Raw genomic sequence first — 18,780 nt, 5'->3', positions numbered from 1 at the left:
GTGATAGCGGCTAACGGTCCTCCGGCTCCTCGGTCCGGAACTCCTCGCCCATCTCGGCCAGCTGGGATCGGGTGATTTCCAGTTCCGCGTCGACGTCGGTCGCGCCTTCCTCGCCTGCCGCGGCGGTCAGCTCCGCGACCAGGGCATCCATGGTTGCCTGCCAGGCCGGTGCCGCGGAGTCGGCGTCGTCGTCCCAGGTCTGCATCCACGCGATCCGACGCAGGCATTCGGCTCGCGCGGCGATCTTGCCGAGGCCACCCCACAGGTCGGCCGCCCGCAGGTACGCCGCCCGCGCCTCGCCGCTGCGCCCGGCCCGCGCAAGCGCCTGCGCCGCCGATCCGGCCAGTTCGGCCCGGAGTTCGTCATATCCGGGGACCTTCTCGATCAGCATCGCGGCCGAGACGTACTGGTGCGCGGCGTCGGCGTAGCGGCGCAGCTCGGACAGGGACGCACCGTACTGCGCGCCGATCACAGCCAGCTCTGTGGCCGGATACCCCAGGTCGGGGTCGCTGACAACCTGCTCGAACAGCGCGGCCGCGGGCCCGTGCTGCCCCGCGCGATGGAAGGCGCGGGCCGCGACGCAGCTGTGGTGCGCCGCGTCGGCATCCGATAAGCCCGACCAGCGGGCCGCGGCGTACAGCGCGGCGTCGGCCAAGTCGAGTTCGCGTCCTTGCTGCCCCGCCAACGCCGAGACCAGCAGCGAATTCAACCGGGCCAGATCCTCACGGGGCAATGCACCGGTACCGACCGCCATGGCCCGCCGCAGCTGGGTCTCGGCGGCCGCCGCGTCGGTGTGCAGACGCGCGGTGGCCGCTTCGATCAGCCGCGTCGCCTCGGCCGACCGGTCGACTACCTCCGCTGTCGGCTCTTCGTCGCCCGACGGCGCCGATACCCGGGCCACGGCTGCCGAACCACCGGCCGCCGTGGCAGCCGGCAGCGGTGCTTCGACGGGCAGGCGCCCACGCAGGCCGAGGGGCAGAAGTTCGACCAGCGGCTGCCTGGTCAGCCTGGCAGTGACGCGCCGGCTGAACTCGTCGGTGCCGTTCCTGGCGTCGTAGCGCCGCGTCAGCTGCTCGATTTCGGGTTCGAGTTCGGCCAGCGCCGATGCCACGGTTCCGGCGCCGATCGGCAACTCACCCATATCCAACGCCGACAACCGGCGCAGCAGCACGCTCGCCCCGGTGATGAACGACAGCCGGTTCGCGATATCGGCGGCCTGCTCGGCGATCCAGCCACTGTGTTCGGCGAGGATCTCGAGCCCCCGAGCCTCATTGCCGGTGAGTGCACAGAACTCGATGTGGTGGCCCACCGATGCACGCAGCTCGATATTGTGCCGGACCAGCGGATATCCGGTCAGATGCGCGCTGCGCGCCGCCGCGATGCGACCGGTGCGCAACATCGGCAGCAGCGCCTTGGCCAACACCCGATGCGGCTCCTCCGCGCAGGTCCGTTCACCGTCGAGCACCGGTTTCCAGTGCTCTAGCGCGGCCGCGTCGTCACCGGCTGCCTCGCTGATGACACCCCAGCTGTTGCGTTCGCAGGCGTCGCAGTCGGACATACCGTCACGTTCGGCGGCCAGTGCGGCATCCCGGAATCGAATCGCCTCGGTATGGTCGCCGAGCGCGCAGGCCATGTCGGCGCGCAGGCTCAGCACCGGACGCGCACTGTAGCCGCGCTGCCGGTACCGGTTCTCCAGCTCGTCGAGCCAGCGATCCACCGTCGGCAAACCGACGGCCGGATTCCAGATCAGATCCGAGGTCATCCACTTCAGCTGCCAATGCAGCGAGTGGGTCAGATGACCAAGCTCGGCCGGGTTCGCGTCATAGATCCCCAGCAACCTGCCGTACGCGACCGGCGACAGATCGCGTTCGCCTGCGTACACGTACGAGCGCGCCAGCTCGAGCAGCACACTGCCCTCGAGCCCGCGATCGGTGCCGCTGCGCGCGGCCGCCGCTGCCGTTTCCAGCCGCTGGGTACGGGTCCGCCCGTGTGGCAGCGATCGGCAGCGGCGCAGCTCGGTCTCGATCTCGGCGTGTTCCATATCAGTTCTCCCCGCCGTCGACGGCGCGCTCGGTCGCCCAGCTCAGAAACTCACTGAACGCGCGGTTGAGCAGCGCGGTATCGGCGGGCCGCAGCGGCCGGTGGGTCATCAGCAGGGCCTGCCCGTACAGCGATTCGATTGCGGTCTTCAAGAACACCGGATCGCCGATGCGGGCCAGTCTGCGCACCACCGGGCTGTGATAGTTGAGGACCAGCTGTGCGCGTGGTGTCGCGGATTCGAGCGCACCGAGAATGTCGGACCACAGATCGTCGGCGTCGGCCGCGGTGTCGGCCCTGGCCCGTTCGTTCCTGGCACCACGGCTGTCGAGATAGAGCGCGGGCACCGACACCGGGTGGTAAGCGCGCAGCAGCACATCGCAGGCGAGCGGATCGAGGGTGGTACGTGCGGTCGCGAGCACCGGCGCCAGCGCCAGTTCCTCGGCCGGATCCACCGGGTCGAGCGCGGCAGTCACGGCGGCACCGTCGAGTTCGACCACCTCCACACCGGGCACGATCTGCGGCAGCAGCGCGACCAGTTCGGCGTCATAGGTGTAGCCGCCGTTGACGATGCCGATACCCTGCGCCGACGCGGTCTGTGCCACCTGCCGGAACTCCTCCACCGACGTGCTGACCCGCACCACCGGATGCTTGCGGACGAACTCGGTGAGCGGGATCCGGCCCTCGGTGGTCTCGAACAGCAGATGCGGCAACATGATCCGCAGCAACTCGGTCGAATGCCTGGCCATGGCCTTGACGCCGAGCGCATGCACCGACAGGAATGCGGCCAGCCGCTCGGGCTGCTCGGCGGCGACTTCGGTCAGCCAGTCCCGCACCCGATCACCGAGCGCGTCACGGACAATGGCCAGACGCTCGTCCTCGTAGAGGCCTTCCCGCGACGCGGTGGGGCGCAGCGAATCGGTATCGATGACACAGCGCACGAAGAACGCCCAGTCCGGCAGCACGCCGCGCACCGCATCCCCGAGCAGCATCCCCTTCAAATAGACACGATGCGCGCTGGATTCGGCCGGATTGCCCGGTTGCGACAGCACATACGCGACACCGCTCACCCCGGCGAGATCGGTATCGAGATCGATGACGTCCAGCGGCTGGAAACCGAGGACCCGCTCGCCGTAGTCGAACAGCGCGGCCCGCCGCAGCGCGGGCGAGTCGAACGGGCGCCGCCAGATGGGCGGCGGATCGGTCACCCGGACCACCGGCCCGTCGGCTTCGACGGTCACCTCATAGGGCAACAACGAACCGTAGTCGGCGACGAGTTCGAGCACGCGTTCGGCGGTGAACCAGGACTGTGCTCCCGGCCGTGGCGTCAGCTCGACGGTGGTACCAGGGTCGGGATACTCCCCCGGCCCGAGTGCACGCAGCACATACGTCCCGTCCGCCGCGGCGACCCACTCCACCGGCGCGGCATCGGCATCAGCTGCCGAACGGGTGACAACGCGGATCGTCTCGGCGACGGTGAAGCAGGCGAGCAGGCCGATACCGAACTGGCCGAGGAACTCCCGCCGGGCACCCTCGATGTCATCGCGTTTGGACGAGCGGCCGATGGTGGCAAGGAAGCGGTGTACGTCGGCTTCGGTGAGCCCTATACCGGGATCGGTGATACGCAGGCCGTTGCCGTCGAGTGTCAGCCGGATCGCGGTCGGGGCATCGGGGTCGAGCTTCGCACGTGCCGTGACGGCATCGACGGCGTTCTGCAACAACTCCCGGATGTAGACCCGCGGACTCGAGTACAGGTGGTGCGACAGCAGATCCACGATCCCGCGCAGATCGACCTGAAACGAATAGTTGTTGTCCGCCGGAGCTGTGTTGACCATTCGGGCATTGTCGCGGCAACACCATAAGATTCGCTTAACAAGCGCTCATCGTCACACCGGCAGCAGCCGCGATACCACCGCCGTCAGCTGCGCCGCCGACCGGCATTCGTGCATCTCGATCACCTGCTGATACTTATCGGCCGCCGAATCACCCGATCCCCATTGGGTTGTCGGCTCCGGATTCAGCCAATGCGCATGCTTGGCCACCTCCACCAGCCTGCGCAGCGTCTCCAGCTCTGGATCGCGATAGTTGGTGCGCGCATCACCGAGGATCAGCAGCGAGCTGCGGCTGGTGACGGCATCGGGCCACTTCTCGGCGAAACCGGCCAATGCACTGCCGTAATCGGAATGCCCATCGAATCCGGCGACGTCGGCCTCGGTGAACACGCGTTTCATCGCCTCGTCCAATTGCGTTCGCGCATCGAAGAACCGGGTCACCTCATCGGTCTGATCGACGAAGGCGAAGATCCGCACCCGGGAGAACTGTTCGCGCAACGCGCTCACCAGTAACAAGGTGAAATTGCTGAACCCGGCGACCGAGCCAGAGACATCACACAGCAACACCAGTTCCGGGCGGCCAGGCCTCGGCTTACGACTGACCAGATCGATCGGCACCCCGCCGGTCGACATGGATTTACGCAGTGTGCGCCGCAGATCGATCTCCCCGCGCCGGGAATGCTTGCGCCGCACCGCCAACCGCGAGGCGAGTATCCGAGCCAGTCGCTGGGTACTGCGACGCAACTCGGCCAACTCCGACTCCGAGGCGCGCAGGAAATCGACCTCTTCGGCCTGTCGCGCGACGCCGTAACTGGCGACGCGCTCCCGGCCGATCCGTTCGGCGACGCGCCTGCGGGTCTCGGCATCCACGGTGGCGCGGAACCCGTCGATGCGCTGACGTGCGGCGCGGCGCGCCACCTCGGTATCGAACGCACTCGCGTCGGGGCGCGCCAAACCGGCGAGGATCTTCGCCAGCAGCGTCTGCGGCTGCACCTCTTTGAGCGCCTGATAGGTGGAAAACGATGGGCCGCGCGCGGACTGATATTGGCCGAGCTCCTCCACCATCTGCCCGGCCAGGGATTCCAACTGGGCGGCGGAGCCCTCCTCGGTCAACAGCTCGGCCAGCATCTCGCGCAGCGCCTCGATGTCGACACTGCCCGACGGCGTCCGCGGAATCTCGACATCGTCCACCGAATCGGTGCGGGCGCCGATCGCGACCGGAAACCACAGGTCGAACAGTCCATCGTAGGTGGTGCGGTGCGTCGTGCGGCGCAGCAGCGCGCAGGCGAGACCCTCCCGGACCGACTCGCGGTCCATCAGATCGAGCACCGTCAGGACCCGGCCGGCGTCCACCGTCTCCGACGGACCCACCGGAACACCCCGAGCCCGCAAGGCCTCGACGAAATCGACGAGGTGGCCCGCGATCCCGTGTGGCGCCTGAAAACTCGGCGACTGCGCGGGTACCGATCGCGCGGACATCGACTCAGGCCAGTTTCAGCTCGGCCAGCGCACGCTCATGGTCGCTGCGATGTTTGAGCACCACACCGAGCGTCGCACGCACCGTGGTGTCGTCGAGATCCTGCATGCCGAGGGCCAGGAGTGTCCGACCCCAGTCGATGGACTCGGCCACCGACGGCAGCTTCTTCAACGGCATGCCGCGCAGCACGTGCACGATTCGCACCAGCTGCGCCGCGACGGCCTCGGGCAATTCCGGTACCCGGCTGGCCAGGATACGACGTTCGAGGTCGGCGTCGGGGAAATCCAGATGCAGGTAGAGGCAGCGACGCTTGAGCGCCTCGGACAACTCCCTGGTGGCGTTGGAGGTGAGCACCACGAACGGCTTGTGCGCGGCGGTGATGGTGCCGAGTTCGGGCACCGTCACCGCGAAATCACTGAGCACCTCGAGCAGCAGCCCCTCGATCTCGACGTCTGCCTTGTCGGTTTCGTCGATGAGCAGCACCGTCGGCTCGGTCCGGCGGATCGCGGTCAGCAGCGGCCGCGCGAGCAGGAATTCCTCGGTGAAGACATCGGCCTTGGTCTCTTCCCAATCGTTCTCGCTGGAGGCCTGGATCCGCAGGATCTGCTTGGCGTGGTTCCATTCGTAGAGCGCGCGAGCCTCATCGACACCCTCATAGCACTGCAAACGCACCAGCTCCGCGCCCGCGGTCTGCGCGACCGCACGCGACAGCTCGGTCTTGCCGACACCGGCCGGCCCCTCGATCAGCAGCGGTTTACCCAGCCGATCGGCCAAGAACACCGACGTAGCGGTGGACTTATCGGCCAGATAGCCGGTCTCGGCGAGCCGATCGATCACCTCGTCCACCGACGCGAAGATCGGCTCCTGAACCGCGACCTGATCCGAATTCGAGCGATCCACCACCGCGTCCCTTTCCTGCGACTACCAGCCCCACGCTACGGGACGGCGGATCGGTGTCCCGGGTCAGACCGGACGGACCTGCCCATCGCCCCACACGATCCACTTGGTGGAGGTGAGTTCGGGCAGCGCCATCGGGCCACGTGCATGCAGCTTCTGGGTGGAGATACCGATCTCGGCACCGAATCCGAACTGTTCGCCGTCGGTGAAGGCGGTGGAAGCGTTCACCATGACCGCCGCGGCGTCGACCCGGCTGGTGAACTCGCGGGCCGCGGCCGATTCCGCGGTGACGATGGCCTCGGTGTGGCCGGTGCCCCAGGTGTTGATGTGCTCGACCGCGGCATCCAGACCGTCGACAACCTTCAGCGCGATATCGAGGGTCAGGTACTCCTCGCCCCAATCGGTATCGGTGGCGGGAACCTGACCGGGCAGATCACCGTGAATGGTGACGCCGTTGTCCTCGAGCGCCTTGGTGAGCCGCGGCACGGCGGCCTCGGCGATGGCGGCGTCGATGAGCACGGTCTCGGCCGCATTGCAGACGCTCGGCCTGCGGGTCTTGGCGTTGATCAGGATCTGCTCGGCCATATCCAGGTCGGCGCCCGCGTGCACGTAAACGTGGCAGTTGCCGGTGCCGGTCTCGATGGTCGGCACCTGCGCGTCACGCACGACGGCGTTGATCAGCCCGGCGCCACCGCGCGGAATCACCACATCGACCAGACCGCGCGCCTGGATCAGATGGGTGACGCTCGACCGGTCCGCACTGGGCAGCAGCTGAACGGCGTCGGCGGGGATACCCTGCGCGACAAGCGATTCACGCAGCACCTCGACCAGGGCGGCATTCGATCGGGCAGCCGACGACGAGCCACGCAGCAACGCCGCGTTGCCCGACTTCAGCGCCAGCCCGAACGCGTCGACGGTCACGTTCGGCCGCGCCTCGTACACCATGCCGACCACCCCGAGCGGCACCCGCACCTGGCGGATTTCCAGCCCGTTCGGCAGCGTCGAACCACGCACCACCACACCGACCGGATCCGGCAGGCCCGCGACCTGCCGCAGCCCGGAGGCAATGCCATCGATGCGTGGCTTGGTCAGCCGCAATCGGTCGAGCAGAGATTCCTCGGTGCCCGCGGCCTGCGCGGTCGCGATGTCCTCGGCGTTTGCGGCCAGCACCCGATCGGCGGCGGCGAGCAGCGCATCGGCAGCGGCGTGCAGAGCTTCGTTCTTCTCGGCGGTGGTCAACTGGGCGAGCGCACGTGATGCGACCCGAGCCTTACGCGCGGCCTCGTGCACGGCCTCGCGCACATCGAGCTCGGCTGTCTGTCCTACCGTCATGGGTTACAGACTACGCAGCCGCTACGACACCGAATCATCGTGTTGCGGGTCGCTCAGGTCGCTGGTCCGCGCCGGCTACACCGGTGAGCACTGACGTCCATCATCGGTGATCGACGACGTCGATCCGTAGGCGTGAGTGCCTGTGGTTTCCCCCAGGACATATGAGCCGACCGGTTCGCGCCGAGGGCAGACGCCCGCGCGTTCGTTCAATCAGCGGCAAGCACTGCCGCGAGGCCTTCTCGCAGGTCCTTGACGAAATACTCGGGAACCTCCAGCGACGGGAAATGACCACCGGTTTCGGGCGAGTTCCATCGGACGATGTGCCGGTACCGCTGCTGCGCCCAGGGGCGCGGGCACTTCTCGATGTCGCGTGGGTACACGGTGATTGCCGACGGGACGTCGACCCTCAGTCCGGGGTCGAGCGCATTGACGCCGCCGTGGCTTTCGTAGTAGATACGGGCCGACGACGCGCCGGCCCCGGTCAGCCAGTACAGGGTGACGTCGTCGAGAATTCTGTCTCGGGAAATCGTCTCGAACGGGCTGTCATCGGTATCTGTCCACTCGGCGAACTTGTCGAGGATCCAGGCGAGCAGCCCGACTGGCGAGTCGACGAGCGAGTAGCCGATGGTCTGCGGCCGGGTCGCCTGTTGTTTGGCGTACGCCGCGCGCGGGCCGCGCCAGAAGTCACTGGTTTCCTCGACCCATGTGCGCTCGGTTGCCGTCATACCGTTGGTGGTCAGCCCGGGCGGCGGCTGCGGGGTCAGCGTGTGGATGCCCAGAACCCGCTCCGGGAATCTGGCGCCGAGGACTGTAGTGATCACACCTCCCCAGTCGCCACCGTGCGCTACGAACTCGCTGTAGCCGAGCCGTCCCATCAGTTCCACCCATGCGGCCGCGATCTTTTCGATTCCCCATCCGGTGGTGGCCGGCTTGTCGCTGTAACCGAAGCCTGGTAGCGACGGGACCACGACGTGGAACGCCGGCGCATCTGCGTCTGTCGGATCCGCCAGCTCGTCTACTACATCGATGAACTCGGCAATGCTGCCCGGCCAGCCGTGCGTCACGATCAATGGAGTCGCGTCTGCGCGAACGGATCGGCGGTGCAGGAAGTGGATTCCCAGACCATCAATGGTCGTGCGGAACTGGCCGATCCGGTTGAGGCGCGCTTCGAACGATCGCCAGTCGTACCCGGTACGCCAGTAGTTCACGACATCGACGAGGTCGGCGAGAGGGACGCCCTGTTCCCATCGGCGCGGGTCGGGCGCGGCGCGATAGACCGTCTCGGCTTCCGGCAGCCGTGCCGCGGTCAATCGTGCCCGCAGATCGTCCAGGTCAGCGTCAGGCGCGTGGGCTGCGAATGCTTGGACGTCGTTGGTTGGACGGTCTGTGGGCACGAAACCTCCTCGATATCGTGAAACCGCCGTGGTCGAGAACCAGCAATGACGGTTCTAACATGGCTCGAAGTCGGTGCGCAACCAGCTATGGTGGTTCCATGCGCGTTGGGTTCCCTGATTTCCGCCTCGGCAGCGTGCTGGCGACCAGCTTCACGGCGACGCTGACGGAGCGATGCGGCAACGCTGTGGAACGCATACCCACGCCGCACCGACTCGTCGACTGGCTGACAGTGAACGGCCTTGCCCTGGAGTCCTGCACCACCGCCCAGCTCGAGCTCGCCTATGAGCTGAGGGAATCCATTCACGCCGCCGCGACAGCGGCCGCGATCAACGACGCTCTCCCTGCGTCTGCTGTCCACATCATCAATGACCGCAGCGCTCAGGGCCGGGCCGTGGCCATCCTGACGCCCGAGGGCGATCGGCGATGGCAACTCAGCTCGGCTTCCTGCGTAGAAGACGCCCTAGGCGTGATCGCCGCCGACGCGATCAGCATCATCTCAGGCGAGCGAGACGGAAAATTGGCCTTGTGCGCTTCGCCGACCTGCCGAGCCGCCTTCTTCGACACCAGCCGGAGTCGCACCCGCAGATGGTGTGACATGAACACGTGCGGGAATCGTCAGAAGAAAGAGCGCTTCAACGCCAACCATCGCAGAAACCCGACATCAGCGACGTAAACGTCGCCCCCCCGGCACATACCCGAGTGGGCCCCGCGTTCGCGACACATCTGTCGCTTCGATTCCAGCCCGAAAGCTGCGCCACCTCCACTGGCACACGGACAGCTGTCGGTGCGGTCCCGTAGTTTGCCGAGCACGGTTCATCGACACAGAAGCGGAGTAAGTGTGGCAGTCTCAGGCAACAGCAACGTCCCGATCGTGCCCACTTCGCCCCGATCGCGGCAGCGCCGGCCCGCCGAATCCTCGCGCGACAACTTCGACGATGACACCACGATCGACGAGGTCGAGTTCTCCGACGCCGACCTCACCCGCCCCGAGACCCACGCACTGGGCATCGATGGCTGCCGGTTCGACAACTGCCGTCTCGGCGGGGTCATGCGCGGCGTCACGATCTACGAATCCGAATTGTCGGTCTGCGATCTGGCCAACCTGCAGGCCGACGAATGCACGATGGCCGAATGCGCGATCAGCACCAGCAGGCTGACCGGCATGTCCTGGACCGCTGGCAGCTGGCGCGACGTTCTGCTCGAATCGACCCGCGCCGACCTCACCAACTTCCGGTACTCCAAGCTGCGCACCGTCGTCTTCCGCGACTGCGATCTGCGTCAGGCCGATTTCGAGGGTGTCGAGTTCCGCAATGTCGCCTTCGAGCATTGCAACCTCACCGGGGCCCGCTTCACCGGCACCGCGACGCGCCACAACCTCCGATTCACCGACTGCACTCTCGCCGATATCGACGGCGTCGCCGGACTACGCGGCGCCACCGTCGACGGCGGCGACCTCCTCGGTCTCGCCGCGAGCTTGGCCCGCGAGGCGGGGATCACTGTGCGCTGGTAAATACCCACCGGACCCTCCAGCAGCATTCGCGCATAGCCGCTAATGCGGGGTGGCCGGCGGCTACCGTGCGGGTATGACCGACGAACGTGGGCCCGTGATCGCGGTGCTCGGCAGCATCAATATGGATCTGGTCACCACCACCGACAGGCGGCCGCGACCGGGTGAGACGGTGCTCGGCAGCGGATTCGCCATGGTGCCGGGTGGTAAAGGCGCAAATCAGGCGGTCGCGGCGGGACGGGCCGGTGGGCAGGTGGAATTCATCGGTGCGGTCGGTGACGATGTGTTCGCCGACGAGCTGCGGGCGGTGTTGCGGGAATCCGGTGTGGGGACTGCGCGGTTGCGGACATTCGAGGGACCCAGTGGGATCGCCGCGATCGTGGTCGACGCGGGCGGGGAGAACAGCATCATCGTGGTGGGTGGGGCCAATTCCTCAGTCACAGAGCTGAGCGATGAGGATCTCGTAGTGATCGCCGCCGCCGATATCCTGCTGTGCCAGTTGGAGATTCCCGTGGTTGCGGTGAGGGCCGCAGCGCGGCACGCGAAGGCGAACGGAACCATCGTGGTGCTCAACCCCTCACCCGCCCGTGCGCTGCCGCCGGAGTTGTGGGCCGACATCGACGTCGCGGTAGTCAACTCCGGTGAGTTCACCGCACTCGGGTCCGCGCTCGAGCCGGTCCCACACCTGGTGGTGACGCTCGGGGCGGACGGCGCCCGCCACCGGGGGCCCGACGGCGTCGAACTCTCCGTCCCCGGTTCGGCGGTGGAGGTGGTCGACACCACCGGCGCTGGCGATACCTTCACCGGGGCTCTCGCCGTCGCCTGGGATCGCGGCCCAGCAGAGGCCCTGCGCTTCGCTTGCGCGGCCGGTGCGCTCGCGACCACCCGGTTGGGTGCGAGCGTGTCGATCCCACGGCGCGATGAGATCCATGCCGCGCTACGCGCCGCCGACTTCGCGCCGTGACCGCCTGCTGCCTGGACAGCCGCCGCACCGGCACCCATCCCGACCGTTGCGGGCGCCAGGTCGGGGCGAGCCGATGCCCGCGACCGGCTTCCCGTGACCTCGCCGGGCGTGCCCTGATCTGAGCGACGGTCCGGTGGGCGCTGTGAACCTGGTCGCCGCGGCCGCCTGCCGGCTCGGCGCCCCGAGAAACGAGTCCAGTCGAGGGTGTCGGTGGCATTCGGCCGGTCGATCGTTCGCCGGTTCGGTCGATCTCGGATCACCGGTGATCGTCCGACACCACCGATATTCAGGTGCGCCCTGCGGCTGCGGTGCCTACCGTTGAACGTGTAAGGCGAAGCGAATTCGCATGTAGTGAAAGGACCGAAACAATGTTTCCCGTCGAGCTGCCCGGTACCCGGGCGCGGACGTTGATGTGGGCTTCCGAGCACGATATCGAGCACGCCGCGCTGCGTCAGTTGCGCAATATCGCGCAACTGGAATGGGTCCACGGCGTACGCGTCATGCCGGACGTGCACCTCGGCAAGGGGGCAACTGTCGGCTCGGTCATCGCAATGAAGAATGCGGTCGCCCCGGCGGCCGTCGGCGTGGATATCGGCTGCGGTATGGAAAGCGTGAAAACCGACCTCACCGCTGCAGACCTGCCGCATAATCTGCACTCGTTGCGCAGCCGAATCGAGGCCGCGGTACCGGTGGGTTTCCACGGCCACGATGACCCGGTCAATGTGGGCAGGATAGGCGCGGAGATCTCCGGACTCGGCGCGAGCACCGCGACGCTGCGTTCGGGTTGGGACCGGTTCTGGGGTTCGTTCACCGATCTGGATAAGAGTGTGCGCTCACGCGAGTCCAAGGCGCATAAGCAGATGGGGACGCTAGGCCAAGGAAATCACTTTATTGAACTCTGCCTCGATCAGGACGATGCGGTGTGGATTCTGCTGCATTCCGGAAGCCGGAATATCGGCAAAGAGCTCGCCGAGCGGCATATGGCTGTAGCTCGGGCGCTGCCGCATAATGCAAACCTGCCGGATCGCGACCTCGCCGTATTCCTTTCTGGAACTCAGGAGATGGACGCCTACCGTCACGATCTCACCTGGGCTCAAGAATATGCGGCCCGCAACCGCGCAGTCATGCTGGCATTGGTGTGCCGCGCGGTCCGCGACGAGTTCGCCGATCGCTCGGTCAGGTTCGACGAGCCGATCTCATGTCATCACAATTATGTGGCGGAGGAGATCATCGACGGCATGCCGATGCTGGTGACTCGAAAGGGTGCTGTTCGGGCGGGTAAAGGGGATCTCGCGTTGATCCCCGGTTCGATGGGCACTCGCTCGTATGTCGTGCGAGGCAAAGGAAACCCTGACTCGTTCCAGTCCGCGTCCCACGGCGCGGGCAGGCGGATGAGCCGTACGGCGGCCAAGAAGAGGTACAGCGTCGCCGACCTCATTGCCCAGACCGAGGGTGTCGAGTCACGTAAGGATGCCGGTGTAGTAGACGAGATCCCCGCCGCCTACAAGAACATCGACGAGGTCATCGCTGCGCAGAGCGACCTGGTGGACGTGGTAGCGACCCTGCGTCAGGTTCTCTGCGTCAAGGGATGATCCGCACTCCGGCCGAGCCACTGCGGCTGGGCCGGGGTAGCGCGCGCCATTATTCGGACTTCGAGACCTGTTCGGAAACTATCCACAGCCTCATCTTCTGAAGTCTCCACTTGCGAACCGATACGCTGGATATGGTGCGTCCCAAGATCTCCGCGGCCATCGCCTGCCCGTGAGTCATAACGATCTCATCTTCGTGAGCCGTCCACGCCCTCCTCCTCACGCCGTATCGACCGGCTTTCTCGGCGGCGGGCACCCAGGCGGCGACCTTCTTCGCGGCCGCTCGTTTACGATCAATCCCGATCACGCCAGGCGAGTACCACACCCACGCCGCGAGTTGAGCTGCCGCCACGTTTTGGACCATTACATTGAAGACTCCGTCCCGTCTGTTGGGCCTAGCAGTCCTCGTCACCCCACAGACCCGTCTTATTGTTCGGCAAAAGAACGCGGCCGCTGCGGGGCTGGCTGTCACGAAACTAATGAATGGTTCACCCTTACATGTGAATCCGACCGAGCCATCGCCATCGAGCAAGCCGCGAACATAGTCCGCTTCGGCAAACGGTCGGTCCGGTGGATGAATGGTCCACGACTTCGCGCCAACGGTCACACCCAGGCTTGCAATCGACTGTCGTACTTCCTGATCGAAGAATCGCGATGTTGCAGTTTGATAATTGTCCGCGAAGTTGGTTGCGCGAGTTCGATAGGTGATGGATGAATAGCACGGCAGGATCTCGGCCACGCGAGCCAGAATCCGCTCGTCTCGGATCGCCAGTTCGAGCGAAACTCTGCCTTTGGCCTCGATGCTTCCCTCATGCGAACCGTCGGTCTGCAACAGTCCGATCATGTAAGCCACACCAGGCTCCATCGGGTCAAGCGTTGGCAAGGCTCCCCCTTAAGCGCAAACCACAGCGCCATCGTTGTTGGTTATCGCGACTCCGAACGCAGAAAGGCAGGCACGATCTACCGCAGTGGCAGATGCGATGGTGCGAGATCCCCTCGTGCACAACAATACCCGCACAGAAAAAGTCACGCTACAGGTTTGCCCGATGTCGTGCCGCCCGCGTAGAGGCTCTGCGTCACGGCTTCATCCGGCTCCACTCTGGCTGGTCCTGATAGGTCTTGTCTGAGATGATGGGCGCTGGCCTCAGCGGCGTTTGAGAGTTGCCACCACACCCGCGCCGAACAACAAAGTCCCTACGATCAGCACCATTCCGCTGGCGAGCCAGGCGTGTAGGGCGACGTGGAGTTCGGCGGTGAGGCCGGGGATGTTGCCGATGAGGCGGAAGGTGTCGTCGGGGAAGAGGATTTGGATGATGCCGGGGATGATGCCCCAGATCAGGCCGGCGATCATGGTCGCTGCGGGCGAGTACGCGGCCAGCACTGCGACCAGGAGCAGCAGGATCGCGCCGAGCACGGATTGACCGGGTGCGCTCCAACGATCGACGGAATCCCACCATCGGCTGGTGGTCAGCGAGCCGTGCGCGGCGATGCCTATGCCGATCGGCGTCACGATCAGCCCGACCACGGTGCCGATCGCAGTGCGACCGAACGAGCCACGATTCTGAAACTGGGCTCCGGGGGGCGACCACCCCGCCGGCGACTGGAAACTATCCGGCATCACGTCCTCCTACCAGGTCCTACGGCGCCCGGTGGCCCCCGTCATCAACCTCATTGTCCCCAGGAGTACCCAGATCCGCCGGTCACGGCTCGGACTCGCGGCCCTCCCGTGATCTTGTCGGTGGGGTGGGGCACCATGGCCCACATGAACACAGCTGAGGGGACGACAACGGCGGGTATCGACGTTGCCGGGCTGCGGGAGCGGGCCGAGGGTCTGCTGCGGGAGCTGGCCGGCAGCGGGGCGCGGTTGCGGGAGGACCAGTGGACCGCGATCGAAGCGCTGGTGGTGCATCGGCGGCGCGCGCTGGTGGTGCAGCGGACCGGGTGGGGTAAATCGGCGGTGTATTTCATCGCGGCGAAGCTGCTGCGCGCGGCGGGGCGCGGTCCGACGGTGATCGTGTCGCCGCTACTCGCGCTCATGCGCAACCAGGTGGCCGCCGCCGAACGTGCCGGGGTGGTGGCGGCGACCATCAACTCCGGCAACGTCACCGAATGGGACGACATCCACGCGCGGGTTTCCGCAGGTGAGGTGGATGTCCTGCTGGTGAGTCCGGAGCGGCTCAACAATCCCGACTTCCGGGATCAGGTGCTGCCGAAACTCGCCGCCGACGCGGGCCTGGTGGTGATCGATGAGGCGCACTGTGTCTCGGACTGGGGGCATGATTTCCGGCCCGACTACCGGCGCATCCGCACGCTGATCGCCGACCTGGGGTCCGATGTGCCGGTGCTGGCCACCACCGCCACCGCCAACGACCGCGTCGTCACCGACGTCGCCACCCAGATCGGCACCGACACCCTGGTGCTGCGCGGCACCCTCGACCGTGAATCGCTGCATCTGTCGGTGGTGCGGTTCGACGATGCGGTCGAGCGCACGGCCTGGTTGAGCCGCCATCTCGGTGAACTGCCGGGCTCGGGGATCGTCTACACGCTCACAGTGGCCGCCGCGCAGGATCTGGCCGATGTGCTGAATGCGCAGGGGCACACCGTCGCGGCCTACACCGGGCAGACCGATCCGGCCGAGCGCGAGATACTCGAGTCGGCCCTGCTGAACAACGAGGTCAAGGCACTGATCGCCACGTCGGCCCTCGGCATGGGATTCGACAAACCCGATCTCGGGTTCGTCGTGCACGTCGGTGCGCCGTCCTCCCCCATTTCCTACTACCAGCAGGTCGGTCGCGCTGGGCGCGGCACCGAACGCGCCGAGGTGGTGCTGCTGCCGGGCCCGGAGGACGCGCGCATCTGGAGCTATTTCGCCTCCGTCGCGTTCCCCCGTGAACACATTGTGCGTTCGGTGCTCGCGGCGCTGGATGTCGAGCGCCCGCTGTCGACGGCTGCGTTGGAGCCGTTGGTGGAGTTGAACCGGTCCCGGTTGGAGATGGTGCTGAAGGTTCTCGACGTCGACGGCGCGGTGCGGCGGGTGCGTGGCGGTTGGCTGTCCACCGGCCAGGCGTGGACCTACGACACCGAACGGTACGAGCGCTTGGAAGCGGCGCGGTCCGCCGAACAGCAGGCGATGGTCGACTATCAATCGACGACCGGCTGCCGCATGGTGTTCCTGCGCGGCCAGCTCGACGATCCAGGTTTGCACGCTGCGGGCCCCGGCACCTCCGAGTGCGGGCGCTGCGACAACTGCACCGGCACCCACCTGGATACCTCGATCGACGCCGACGCGATGGCCGCCACCCGGGAACGTCTGGACCGGCCCGGAATCGACCTGGCCCCGCGCAAGATGTGGCCGACCGGGATGGCGAAGCTCGGTATCCCCTTGTCCGGCAAGATCTCCGATGGCGCCGAGACCGGCCGAGTGATCGGCAGACTCAGCGCGCTCGGTTGGGGACAACGTTTGCGCGCGCTGCTCGACGGTCCGGATGCGCCGGTTCCGGATGCCGTGGTGCAGGCGTGTATCGCGGTGCTGCGCGATTGGGATTGGGCCACCCGGCCCACCTCGGTTCTCGCCCTGGAATCCCCCACCCATCCGATCCTGACCGCGACGCTCGCACAGCGGCTGGCGCAGATCGGCAAGCTCCGCGATCTGGGGACGATGCCGATCCGGCCCGACCGCCCACCGGTGTCGGCGGTCAATTCCGCCCATCGGGTCGCGGCGCTGCACGGCCTGTGGGATCTACCCGACCTGAGTTCGGTGGACGGTCCGATTCTGTTGGTCGACGCCCTCACCGACACCGGCTGGACCTTCACCGTCGCAGCCCATGAGCTGCGCGCGGCTGGCGCGCCCGCCGTCCTACCCTTCGCCCTCGCCACGCCGACCTGACCACCGGTTCCGCCGATCACAGCAGCCTGGCGTCGCCGGGGTCGATCACGCGACCGAGATCGAGGTCGATATCGAAAGTCGGTGCGGCGGCACCGCATCCGGCGATCATGGCGCGAGCCGCCGCTTCGATCGCCCGCTTCTCGGTGACTACCGTCGACACCCCGAACGCCGCGACCCGCACCACCCAGTTCGGACCGCAGCAATGAACAGTGCCCTACGCTGTACGCCACCGATCAGGGCAGCTACCTCGTCCAGGGCTGGCGCACCGACGAACCCGAGACAGTCGAGATACCGCATCTGCTGCTGGGATTCGCTGAACCGGATACGTTCGTCGGATCGACGATGGCCGCTACCGGTCGAGGTACTTTCACCCTGTCCGGCCGACCGGTCACCGAACCGGACACGCTGGCGCAGCTCGACCTGGCCGAGGACGAGACGGCGATCGAGGTGCCGAAGCTCGAAAGGAACTTTTACGGTGCGTCTGCTGCAAGGTGATCCGTATCCGGACCTACTTCGTTCCTGTCGGCGCGAAGCATTTCACCTGGAGGTTCGCGACTCCTACGGTGTCGCCGTGGAATCCGAGCCGCTGCAGCGGTTCCTCAGTGGGGAGCCGACCACCGATTTCGCTTGGTTCCAGCCGTGGCAGTCGCTGATTGAGGAAACGACGAGCCGGGGTGTAGCCGTGCGACGGGTGCGAGTACTCACCGAGCCGCACAGCGACTATCACCGGTGGATGCTGACGATCACTCCACAGAACATCGAGGCCGGGGAAGAGATTCGGTATTTGCCGCGGCACCTGGCCGGAGATGTTCCGGCCGAGGACTACTGGCTGTTGGACGAGGAACGGGTGGCGTTTCACGCCCGCGACGCCGACGGGCGTGGGCTCGGGGTAGCCATGACCTCGGATGCGTGGATCGTTGACCATTGCGTCGGCATGAAACGCCGACTATGGGAGCTGGCTACGCCGTTCGAAAATTACGCGGCGGCCCGATCTTCCCAGTGACCAACTCGGTTCATGAGCAGCGTGAAGCGCTCGGCAAGCGTCTGCGCGAGATGCGCAAGGACGCCGGACTCACCGCACGCCGGCTCGCAGCCCTGGCGGGTTGGCACGAATCCAAGGTTTCCAAGGTAGAAACCGGCGATCGCAGTCCCACCGAGGCAGACCTACGGACCTATTGTGCCCACACGGGCAATGACCACCAGCTGGCCGACCTCATCGCTTCGCTTCGCAATATCGAAAGCGCATACCAGGAATGGCGGAAGGTCGTCGGTCTCGGCACCAAACGACGGCAGCATGCGTTGGTCAAGCTGACCGAGGATGCCCAGATCATCCGGATCTACAATCCCTACTTCATCCCTGGTTTCCTCCAGACCGCCGAGTACGCCGCTGCCGTCCTGCACAACGCCGTCTCGTTCTACCAGACACCCAACGACGTCGAAGCCGGTGTCGCGAAGCGCATGGAGCGTCAGCAGCTCATGTACCGGGGAACCCGCCGATTCCACTTCCTGATCGGTGAACAGACTCTGTACACCACGGTGGGCAACGATGACGTGATGGTAGGGCAGTTGGATCGGTTGCTGGCCGTTGCCGGACTCCCGCGAGTGACGCTCGGAATCCTCCCGAACACTGCCGGCATCCCCTTCGCACCGACGAACTTTTCGATGTTCGACCAGCGGGTCGTCTTCGTCGAAGCAGTCACCGCCGAACTCACCATCACCCAGCCAAGGGAGATCGCCCTCTACGGCCGGGCGTTCGATGTGCTGGCCGGCCAGTCCGTGACCGGCGAGCGGGCGCGTGAGTTGATTCGGAAAGCTCTCGATACTCGCCGCGGTTGACGGCAGTGGGCGTCCACCTCGGCTCGAC

At 66.3% G+C, this 18,780-nt stretch carries 17 protein-coding genes; 8 read left to right on the top strand and 9 right to left on the bottom strand.

Features of this window, described 5'->3' with window-relative positions; translation table 11 throughout:
- Positions 1-10: 10 nt before the first annotated feature.
- From GV792_RS24800 to GV792_RS24775, 6 genes are all read right to left on the bottom strand, one after another.
- Positions 11-2,041, bottom strand: a complete 2,031-nt coding sequence (locus GV792_RS24800) for a hypothetical protein (RefSeq protein ID WP_163826951.1) — start codon at positions 2,039-2,041, stop codon at positions 11-13.
- Between the two features lies 1 nt (position 2,042).
- Positions 2,043-3,872 (bottom strand): HSP90 family protein, encoded by a 1,830-nt coding sequence (locus GV792_RS24795; protein ID WP_163826949.1) that lies wholly within the window; start codon positions 3,870-3,872, stop codon positions 2,043-2,045.
- 51 nt (positions 3,873-3,923) lie between these two features.
- Positions 3,924-5,348: a vWA domain-containing protein gene (locus GV792_RS24790; protein WP_163826947.1), complete on the bottom strand. Its 1,425-nt coding sequence runs from the start codon at positions 5,346-5,348 to the stop codon at positions 3,924-3,926.
- Positions 5,349-5,352: 4 nt separating this feature from the next.
- Complete coding sequence (locus GV792_RS24785) at positions 5,353-6,249, bottom strand: AAA family ATPase (RefSeq protein ID WP_175583140.1); 897 nt, start codon at positions 6,247-6,249, stop codon at positions 5,353-5,355.
- A gap of 60 nt (positions 6,250-6,309) precedes the next feature.
- Positions 6,310-7,575, bottom strand: coding sequence for a glutamate-5-semialdehyde dehydrogenase (locus tag GV792_RS24780; protein WP_163826943.1), 1,266 nt, complete (start codon positions 7,573-7,575; stop codon positions 6,310-6,312).
- Positions 7,576-7,781: 206 nt separating this feature from the next.
- Positions 7,782-8,969 carry an epoxide hydrolase family protein gene (locus GV792_RS24775; RefSeq protein ID WP_163826941.1) on the bottom strand — a complete coding sequence of 396 codons (1,188 nt, stop codon included), beginning with the start codon at positions 8,967-8,969 and terminating at the stop codon, positions 7,782-7,784.
- A gap of 98 nt (positions 8,970-9,067) precedes the next feature.
- Between GV792_RS24775 and GV792_RS24770 the strand changes: the two genes are divergently transcribed.
- The 4 genes from GV792_RS24770 to GV792_RS24755 all read left to right on the top strand — a co-directional run bounded on the left by GV792_RS24770 (position 9,068) and on the right by GV792_RS24755 (position 13,033).
- Entirely contained in the window at positions 9,068-9,643 is a 576-nt protein-coding gene (locus tag GV792_RS24770) for a CGNR zinc finger domain-containing protein (RefSeq protein ID WP_163826931.1), read from the top strand.
- A 198-nt stretch (positions 9,644-9,841) separates the two neighbouring features.
- Entirely contained in the window at positions 9,842-10,480 is a 639-nt protein-coding gene (locus GV792_RS29885) for a pentapeptide repeat-containing protein (RefSeq protein WP_163826929.1), read from the top strand.
- Between the two features lie 73 nt (positions 10,481-10,553).
- Positions 10,554-11,441: a ribokinase gene (locus GV792_RS24760; protein ID WP_163826927.1), complete on the top strand. Its 888-nt coding sequence runs from the start codon at positions 10,554-10,556 to the stop codon at positions 11,439-11,441.
- Between the two features lie 368 nt (positions 11,442-11,809).
- Positions 11,810-13,033, top strand: coding sequence for an RtcB family protein (locus tag GV792_RS24755; protein ID WP_163826924.1), 1,224 nt, complete (start codon positions 11,810-11,812; stop codon positions 13,031-13,033).
- 49 nt (positions 13,034-13,082) lie between these two features.
- Here GV792_RS24755 and GV792_RS24750 read toward each other — a convergent pair whose 3' ends face one another.
- Both GV792_RS24750 and GV792_RS24745 read right to left on the bottom strand, forming a co-directional pair.
- On the bottom strand, positions 13,083-13,883 hold the full coding sequence (locus tag GV792_RS24750; protein ID WP_163826923.1) for a hypothetical protein: 801 nt from the start codon (positions 13,881-13,883) through the stop codon (positions 13,083-13,085).
- Between the two features lie 291 nt (positions 13,884-14,174).
- Positions 14,175-14,555, bottom strand: coding sequence for a hypothetical protein (locus tag GV792_RS24745; RefSeq protein ID WP_309138628.1), 381 nt, complete (start codon positions 14,553-14,555; stop codon positions 14,175-14,177).
- A 237-nt stretch (positions 14,556-14,792) separates the two neighbouring features.
- Here GV792_RS24745 and GV792_RS24740 point away from each other — a divergent pair, with 237 nt between their 5' ends.
- Positions 14,793-16,916 carry a RecQ family ATP-dependent DNA helicase gene (locus GV792_RS24740; protein WP_163826920.1) on the top strand — a complete coding sequence of 708 codons (2,124 nt, stop codon included), beginning with the start codon at positions 14,793-14,795 and terminating at the stop codon, positions 16,914-16,916.
- Between the two features lie 16 nt (positions 16,917-16,932).
- Here GV792_RS24740 and GV792_RS24735 read toward each other — a convergent pair whose 3' ends face one another.
- Positions 16,933-17,076, bottom strand: a complete 144-nt coding sequence (locus GV792_RS24735) for a hypothetical protein (protein WP_163826918.1) — start codon at positions 17,074-17,076, stop codon at positions 16,933-16,935.
- Positions 17,077-17,258: 182 nt separating this feature from the next.
- Here GV792_RS24735 and GV792_RS29880 point away from each other — a divergent pair, with 182 nt between their 5' ends.
- The 3 genes from GV792_RS29880 to GV792_RS24720 are packed head-to-tail and all read left to right on the top strand — an operon-like array spanning position 17,259 to position 18,752.
- Entirely contained in the window at positions 17,259-17,411 is a 153-nt protein-coding gene (locus GV792_RS29880) for a hypothetical protein (protein WP_256668308.1), read from the top strand.
- Positions 17,392-17,919 carry a DUF6879 family protein gene (locus GV792_RS24725; protein WP_163826916.1) on the top strand — a complete coding sequence of 176 codons (528 nt, stop codon included), beginning with the start codon at positions 17,392-17,394 and terminating at the stop codon, positions 17,917-17,919. Before GV792_RS29880 ends, GV792_RS24725 begins: the two co-directional genes overlap by 20 nt.
- Positions 17,916-18,752 (top strand): helix-turn-helix domain-containing protein, encoded by an 837-nt coding sequence (locus GV792_RS24720; RefSeq protein ID WP_163826914.1) that lies wholly within the window; start codon positions 17,916-17,918, stop codon positions 18,750-18,752. Before GV792_RS24725 ends, GV792_RS24720 begins: the two co-directional genes overlap by 4 nt.
- The last annotated feature ends 28 nt before the right edge of the window (positions 18,753-18,780 follow it).

Origin of the sequence: Nocardia cyriacigeorgica, assembly GCF_010868145.1 — a bacterium.
GTDB classification, from domain to species: domain Bacteria; phylum Actinomycetota; class Actinomycetes; order Mycobacteriales; family Mycobacteriaceae; genus Nocardia; species Nocardia cyriacigeorgica_D.
Note: the sequence above shows the minus strand (reverse complement) of the source record. Positions and strands in the feature narration are given on the sequence as shown.